The sequence below is a fragment of the Dactylosporangium sp. NPDC049140 genome (genome assembly GCF_040648435.1).
This window is the reverse complement of record NZ_JBEZDS010000055.1, coordinates 64,438-70,661: the sequence shown is the minus strand read 5'-3', so window position 1 is coordinate 70,661 and position 6,224 is coordinate 64,438. Positions and strand designations below refer to the sequence as shown.

At 73.4% G+C, this 6,224-nt stretch carries 8 protein-coding genes; 4 read left to right on the top strand and 4 right to left on the bottom strand.

Annotation, left to right across the window (positions count from 1 at the left end; translation table 11 throughout):
• Positions 1-176: 176 nt before the first annotated feature.
• Positions 177-323 carry a hypothetical protein gene (locus AB0B76_RS49440; protein ID WP_360390215.1) on the bottom strand — a complete coding sequence of 49 codons (147 nt, stop codon included), beginning with the start codon at positions 321-323 and terminating at the stop codon, positions 177-179.
• Between the two features lie 156 nt (positions 324-479).
• Here AB0B76_RS49440 and AB0B76_RS49435 point away from each other — a divergent pair, with 156 nt between their 5' ends.
• Both AB0B76_RS49435 and AB0B76_RS49430 read left to right on the top strand, forming a co-directional pair.
• The gene (locus AB0B76_RS49435) at positions 480-2,372 is read left to right on the top strand and encodes a glycosyl hydrolase family 18 protein (protein WP_360390212.1); all 1,893 of its coding nucleotides are present in this window, start codon (positions 480-482) and stop codon (positions 2,370-2,372) included.
• A gap of 66 nt (positions 2,373-2,438) precedes the next feature.
• Complete coding sequence (locus tag AB0B76_RS49430) at positions 2,439-2,618, top strand: hypothetical protein (RefSeq protein ID WP_360390209.1); 180 nt, start codon at positions 2,439-2,441, stop codon at positions 2,616-2,618.
• Here the strand turns inward: AB0B76_RS49430 and AB0B76_RS49425 are convergent.
• The 3 genes from AB0B76_RS49425 to AB0B76_RS49415 all read right to left on the bottom strand — a co-directional run bounded on the left by AB0B76_RS49425 (position 2,615) and on the right by AB0B76_RS49415 (position 3,929).
• Complete coding sequence (locus tag AB0B76_RS49425; protein ID WP_360390206.1) at positions 2,615-2,902, bottom strand: YggT family protein; 288 nt, start codon at positions 2,900-2,902, stop codon at positions 2,615-2,617. The two genes, AB0B76_RS49430 and AB0B76_RS49425, sit on opposite strands and share 4 nt — an antisense overlap.
• 84 nt (positions 2,903-2,986) lie before the next feature.
• Positions 2,987-3,160, bottom strand: a complete 174-nt coding sequence (locus AB0B76_RS49420) for a hypothetical protein (protein ID WP_360390203.1) — start codon at positions 3,158-3,160, stop codon at positions 2,987-2,989.
• Positions 3,161-3,257: 97 nt separating this feature from the next.
• A complete protein-coding gene (locus tag AB0B76_RS49415; RefSeq protein ID WP_360390200.1) occupies positions 3,258-3,929 on the bottom strand; it encodes an MBL fold metallo-hydrolase in 672 nt (223 codons plus the stop codon).
• Positions 3,930-4,142: 213 nt separating this feature from the next.
• Between AB0B76_RS49415 and AB0B76_RS49410 the strand changes: the two genes are divergently transcribed.
• Together AB0B76_RS49410 and AB0B76_RS49405 are read left to right on the top strand one after the other, a co-directional pair.
• Entirely contained in the window at positions 4,143-5,027 is an 885-nt protein-coding gene (locus AB0B76_RS49410) for a hypothetical protein (RefSeq protein WP_360390197.1), read from the top strand.
• Positions 5,028-5,132: 105 nt separating this feature from the next.
• On the top strand, positions 5,133-6,185 hold the full coding sequence (locus AB0B76_RS49405; RefSeq protein WP_360390194.1) for a glucose 1-dehydrogenase: 1,053 nt from the start codon (positions 5,133-5,135) through the stop codon (positions 6,183-6,185).
• Positions 6,186-6,224: the final 39 nt, after the last annotated feature.

The following is a 6,224-nucleotide window of genomic DNA, read 5'->3' as shown; positions in this document are numbered from 1 at the left end:
CGCCGACCCCGCGGCCACCCCGTCCTCCACCCCGCCCCGCTCCGGCCCGCACCCCCCCCCCCCCCCGGGCACGCGCCCGCCCGGGCGGGGGGGTGCCCCCGGCCGGCGCGCGGGTGCGGGCGTTCGTGGCGGCCGCCGGGGACAGCGCGGAGCACTGAGCCGCGCCGGCCACCGGGTCAGCGGTCGGGCTTGGGCTTCGACGGCTTCTGCGACAACGCGCTGCCCGCGGCCTTCTTGTCCGCGCTCGTCGCGTCCGGGTCGCGCAGGACCTCGCTCGCCGCGTGGGCCGCCTGTTCGCCGGTCTGCTTGGTGTTCTCGGCCATCGCTCCTCCTCAGTCGCATGATCCGTTCCTGATGGGCATGCCCCGGATCGGACCCGTTCAATCCGGCTCTTGTCCGCGAGCATCGACCGCTATAAACTCCCGTGAAACAGTTAACAACCTTAACTGTTTACACGGGAGGTACAGGAGGAGCGAGAGATGCGCAGACCGAGAAGGCTCATCGTCGGCATCGCAGCCACCGTGCTCGCGGCCGCCGCCGCGTGGAGCACCGCCACGCTGAACACGGTTTCGGCCCAGGCGGCGACGACCAGCGGGGGCGTCAAGTTCGCCTACTTCACGCAGTGGGGGATCTACGCCAACGGCTTCTACCCCAAGAACCTCGACACCAGCGGCATGGCCGGCAAGCTCGACTACCTCGTGTACGCGTTCGAGAACATCAACCCCACCACGCTGAGCTGCTTCGAGAACGACTCCGCGGCCTCGCAGGACGAGAACAACCCCAACGCCGGCGACAACGCGGGCGACTCGTTCGCCGACTACGGCAAGTCCTACGGCGCCGACATCAGCGTCGACGGGGTCGCCGACACCTGGAACCAGCCCCTCGTCGGCAACTTCAACCAGCTCAAGAAGCTCAAGGCCAAGTACCCGAACCTGAAGATCCTGGTCTCGATCGGGGGCTGGACCTACTCGAAGTACTTCTCCGACGCCGCTTCCACCGATGCCTCGCGCAAGCAGCTCGTGAGCTCGTGCATCGACATGTTCATCAAGGGCAACCTGCCGGTCCGCAACGGCTTCGGCGGCGCCGGCTCCGGCGCGGGCGTCTTCGACGGGATCGACATCGACTGGGAGTACCCGGCCGCGCCCGGCCACACCGGCAACCACTACAAGGCCGCCGACAAACAGAACTACACGCTGCTCATGGCCGAGTTCCGGGCCCAGCTCGACGCGCTCGGCGGCGGCAAGAAGTGGCTGACCGCCGCGGTGCCGGCCGGCCAGGACAAGATCGCGATGCTCGAGACGAACAAGGTCGGGCAGTACCTCGACTACGCCAACGCCATGACGTACGACATGCACGGCGGCTGGGAGGCGACCGGCCCGACGAACCTGCAGGACCCGCTCTACGCCTCGCCCAGCGACCCGAGCACCCCGGTGCCGCCGGGCAATGGGAAGTACTCGATCGACGCCGCCGTCAAGGCGTACACGACGGGCGACCCGGCGTACGGCATCCCGGGCGGTTTCCCGGCCAGCAAGCTGACGCTGGGCTATCCGTTCTACTACCGCGGCTGGACCGGCGTCCCGGCCGGCGCCAACCACGGGCTGTACCAGACCGCCTCCGGCCCGGCCACCGGGCACGCGATGTCGGGCAACGTGCCCGGCGTGTCGTTCTACAAGGAGCTCACGGGCTTCGTGGACAACCCGTCGTACACCTATCTCGACCCCACCACGAAGGCGGCGTACTTCTACGACGGCACCACGTTCTGGGGCGGTGACTCGCCGGCGTCGATCCAGCTGCGCGCCGACTACCAGCACTGCAACGGACTCGCCGGCGCGATGATGTACTCGCTGGAGGCCCTCGACCCGGCGGCGACCCTGTTCAACTCGGTCGTCAACTCGACGAACGGCGCCACCGCGGGCTGCTCGACGTCGTCGCCGACGGCCTCCGCCTCGGTGTCGAAGAGCCCGTCGGCCAGCCCGTCGGTCTCGCCGTCGAAGAGCCCGTCGCCGACCCCGACCGGCGGCACCGGCTGCTCCGCGGCGGCCTGGAACGCGGCCACCGCCTACAACGGCGGCGCGGTCGTGTCGTACAACGGCCACACCTGGACCGCGAAGTGGTGGACCCAGGGCGACATCCCCGGCAACAACGGCCAGGGCGTGTGGACGGACAACGGCGCGTGCGGCGGTACCACGCCGACGCCAACGGGCGGCACCGGCACCTGCGCGGGCCTCTCGGCGTGGAACTCCGGCACCGCCTACACGGGCGGGCAGTCGGTGAGCTACGGCGGGCACAAGTGGACCGCCAAGTGGTGGACCCAGGGCGACGTCCCCGGCAACAACAGCCAAGGCGTGTGGACGGACAACGGCGCCTGCTGACGGGTGCGCCCGGGGCCGCCGCGTCACGACAGGCGCGCGGCGGCCCCGGGCGGCATACTCGGGATCATGACCGAACTGCAGCTCGACCCCGAGCAGTACCCGCCGATCGACCCGCGCGAGCCGGTCCCCGACAACCCAGGCGAGCTGCTGCCGGACACTCCCGAAACGCTGCCCCCGGCCCCGGTCGAGCCGATGCCGGGCGACAACGACCCGCCCCCGGACGGCGGCGTGCCCGAACCGGCCTAGTAGAGCCAGCCGAGGATCGCGCGCAGCAGGATGATGCCCAGGAAGACCACGATGAACGCCAGGTCGATGCCCACGCCGCCGAGGCGCAGCGGGGGCAGGGCCCGGCGGACCGGGGCGAGGACGGGCTCGGTGACGCGCCACACGCCGCCGATCAGCTTCGACCGGACGCCGCCGGGCGCCGACGGGCCGGCCAGCATCACGCTCCAGTCGAGCAGGGCGCGGGCGATGAGCAGCAGCTGGAACACCAGCAACGCCAGGCTCACGATGCCGAGGACGAGACCCACTGTTGACCTCCGTAGCCGAACGGGTGCGTGGTGCAAGGGTGCGTCGGAAAGCTGAGAGCCCGCTGTGCGCCGGGTGCGCGAACGTTACCGGGCGGTCATGACGCCGGACACGGCGAAGCCACCCTTGGTGGACTGCTTCACCCGGTACATCGCCTCGTCGGCCTCGCGCAGCAGCCGCTCGCCGTCACCCGGCCCGGCCGCGGTGGCCAGCCCGACGCTCGCGCCGACGCGCACGGTGGTGCCGGCGACCTGTGGCACGCCCCGGACGCCCTGACCCGTGCCCAGGTCGAGGAGATCCTGCGGCGCACGACCCAGGACATCGACGCGGCCCCGCAGGACCCGGCCCAGACGGGCATCAGGTGACGAGCGGCGCCCCGTGCCCGAAGCAGGTGACCCGCACGTCCAGCTCCAGCTGACGACGCATCGAAACCGCGGCGGCGGCCGGGTCGGCGTTGAACACCCCGGGCATCACCTCACCGCCGGGCGCCCGCGCGATCGTGTCCCCGGTGAACAGCACGCGCGCGCCGGGCAGATGGAACGCGACGCTGCCGGCCGTGTGCCCGGGCGCCGCGAGCGCGACGGCCTCCTCCCCGCCGAGGTCGATCACGTCCCCGTCGCCGAGCTCCCGCGCGACCTCGACGGGCGGCGCGGGCACGTCCGGCAGGTCGGCGTGCACCTGCTCGTACAGCGCCCGCTCCCAGTCGCCCGTGAACCGGATCGGCGCCCCGCTCGCCGCACCGCGCACGACCGGCGCGTCGGCGGCGTGCGCGTGGACGGTGACCTCGCCCCAGCCGGCGATCTCGGCCGCCGACCCGGCGTGGTCGACGTGGTGGTGCGTGAGCAGGACCCGCCGCACGTCGCCGGGCCGGTGCCCGAGACCGCGCAGCGCCGCGGCGATGGCGGGCGCGGAGCCGGGCAGGCCGGTGTCGACGAGCGTGAGCCCGTCGTCGCCGCGCCAGAGGTAGACCTGGCCGACGGGGAAGCCCAGCACGTACAGCCGCGAGGGCAGCAGCTCGGTGACATCCATGCGTTCGAACCTATTCCTCGCGGGGCGGGTTTCGCTTCACTGACGGATGGGAATGCAAATTCCAGGCCGGCGCGACGAAACGCCGGGTGAAACCCCCGCATTCGTACTGCCTTATCGACTGCGAACCGCGGGTGGGATCGAAGACGGGTGCGGCGGATCTGCCCGGTCCGCCGCCCCGAACTCCTTCTGGCGCGCATCTGCGATCGTGGTGCCATGCGTGCGCAGGGGATCGTCGCGGCCGTCCTGGCCGCCGTGGTGCTGGCATGTGCCGGGCTGACCGGGTTCGTCGCCCAGCTGCGGCGGCAGAATCTGCGCGCGATCGGTGAGGTCACCGAGGTCGTCGAGGGCGCCCGGCCCGGCACCGTGCTCGTGCGCACCGAGCGGGCCGGGTACGAGGCCGCGTGGTGGGTCGTCGACGACACCGGCGCGGCCACCGACACGGCCGACGCCCAGCAGATCCACAGTGGACCGGTGGAGCAGGGCTGCGCGGCCCGGGCCTGTTACCGGGTCCGGCGCGGCGAGCTGCGGGTGCAGCGCAGCGACGACGGGGGCAGCGGGGAGTACACGACCGTGTGGGAGGTCCGCGGCGCCGCGTACGACGCGCTCGCCGCCGCCTATCCCGGGCTCGGCGACCCGGCCGAGCACCTCGCGAGCCGCTCGATCGTCGTGCACGCGGTCGCGGGCGGGCACGTGGTGTTCGTCGCCGACGGCCGGGACGGGCTGCTGTACCGCGACGCCGCCGACGCCTGGCACCGGCTCGGCGCGCCGGACTCGGGCGAGGGGTGCTGCTTCTACCAGCCGGTGCCGCGCCTGAGCACCGACCCGGCGCCGTTCGACCCGGTCTGGCCCGCGGCCGCGCTCGCCGGGGTGGCCGTGCTGGTCACCGGCCTCCTGCGGCGCCCGCGTTCCGTCTCCGGCGTCGGTACCGTCCTGATCCTCACGGCCGCCGCCGGCTACGGGGCCGCGCTCGCCGCGCGGATGCCCGGCGCCGGCATGTTCCCGGGGCCGGTGTGCGGGGCGCCGCTCGGCCTGGTCATCGTCGCCGCCGGGTGCGCCCTCGCGTGGCGCCTGCCGCCCCGCCTGCGCGCGGCCTCCTGACCGGTGCACTCGCCCGGGGCCGGGAACGCCGCGCCTGACCGGTGCGCTCGCCCGGGGGCCGCGAACCCGCGCTTGGCTGCCGGGCCGCATGGGTACGAGGGCCGCATGCGTGCATTGACCGTCGTTCCGCTGAAGTCCGGCTCGGCCGAGGTCCGCGACGTGCCCGAGCCGGACGCCGGCGACGACCGGCTGCTCGTCGAGGGCCTGGCGCTCGGCGTGTGCGGGACCGACCGGGAGATCGCCGCCGGCGAGTACGGCTGGGCCCCGCCCGGCGCCGAGCGCCTGGTGCTCGGGCACGAGTCCCTCGGGCGGGTCCGCTCGGCGCCGGGCGGCTCCGGCTTCGCGGCCGGGGACCTCGTCGTCGGCATCGTGCGCCGGCCCGACCCGCGCCCGTGCGCGGCCTGCGCGCACGGGGAGTTCGACATGTGCCGCAACGGGGAGTACACGGAGCGGGGCATCAAGCAGCTGGACGGGTACGGCTGCGAAATCTGGAGCGTCGAGCCGGACTTTGCGATCAAGCTGGGCGCGGGGCTGGCCGAGACCGGGGTGCTGCTCGAGCCCACGTCGGTCGTGGCCAAGGCCTGGGACCAGGTGGAGCGGGTCGGCGCGCGGTCGTACTTCGCGCCGGAGCGGGTGCTGGTCACCGGGGCCGGGCCGATCGGGCTGCTCGCGGCGCTGCTCGGGGTGCAGCGCGGGCTCGACGTGCATGTGCTGGACCGCACCGGGAAGGGTCCGAAGGCGCGGGCGGCCGAAGCGCTCGGCGCGACGTACCACAGCGCCGGCGTCGCCGAGACCGCCGAGCGGCTGCGGCCCGACGTGATCATCGAGGCCACCGGCGCGCCGTCGGTCGTCTTCGACGCCATCGCCGGCACCGGGGCCTACGGCGTGACGTGCCTGACCGGCGTCTCCCCGGCCGGGCGGACGATCTCCGTCGACCTCGGCCAGGCCAACCGCAGCATGGTCCTGGAGAACGACGTCGTGGTCGGCTCGGTCAACGCCAACCCGCGCCACTACGCCGCCGCCGCACAGGCCCTGGCGGCCGCCGACCCGGCGTGGCTGGCGAGCCTGATCACCCGGCGCGTGCCGCTGGAGCGCTTCGCCGAGGCCCTCGAGTCGCGGCCCGACGACATCAAGGTGGTACTGACGCTGGGCTCCTGAGGCCGTCAGGGCCGGCTCCGGGCGGGCTGGTGCGGTCCC

Bases quoted from the DNA above. Each gene is read 5' to 3' on its own strand.
- AB0B76_RS49410 (WP_360390197.1), top strand. From the start codon at position 4,143: ATGCGTGCGCAGGGGATCGTCGCGGCCGTCCTGGCCGCCGTGGTGCTG.
- AB0B76_RS49415 (WP_360390200.1), bottom strand. From the start codon at position 3,929: ATGGATGTCACCGAGCTGCTGCCCTCGCGGCTGTACGTGCTGGGCTTC.
- AB0B76_RS49435 (WP_360390212.1), top strand. From the start codon at position 480: ATGCGCAGACCGAGAAGGCTCATCGTCGGCATCGCAGCCACCGTGCTC.
- AB0B76_RS49405 (WP_360390194.1), top strand. From the start codon at position 5,133: ATGCGTGCATTGACCGTCGTTCCGCTGAAGTCCGGCTCGGCCGAGGTC.
- AB0B76_RS49440 (WP_360390215.1), bottom strand. From the start codon at position 323: ATGGCCGAGAACACCAAGCAGACCGGCGAACAGGCGGCCCACGCGGCG.
- AB0B76_RS49430 (WP_360390209.1), top strand. From the start codon at position 2,439: ATGACCGAACTGCAGCTCGACCCCGAGCAGTACCCGCCGATCGACCCG.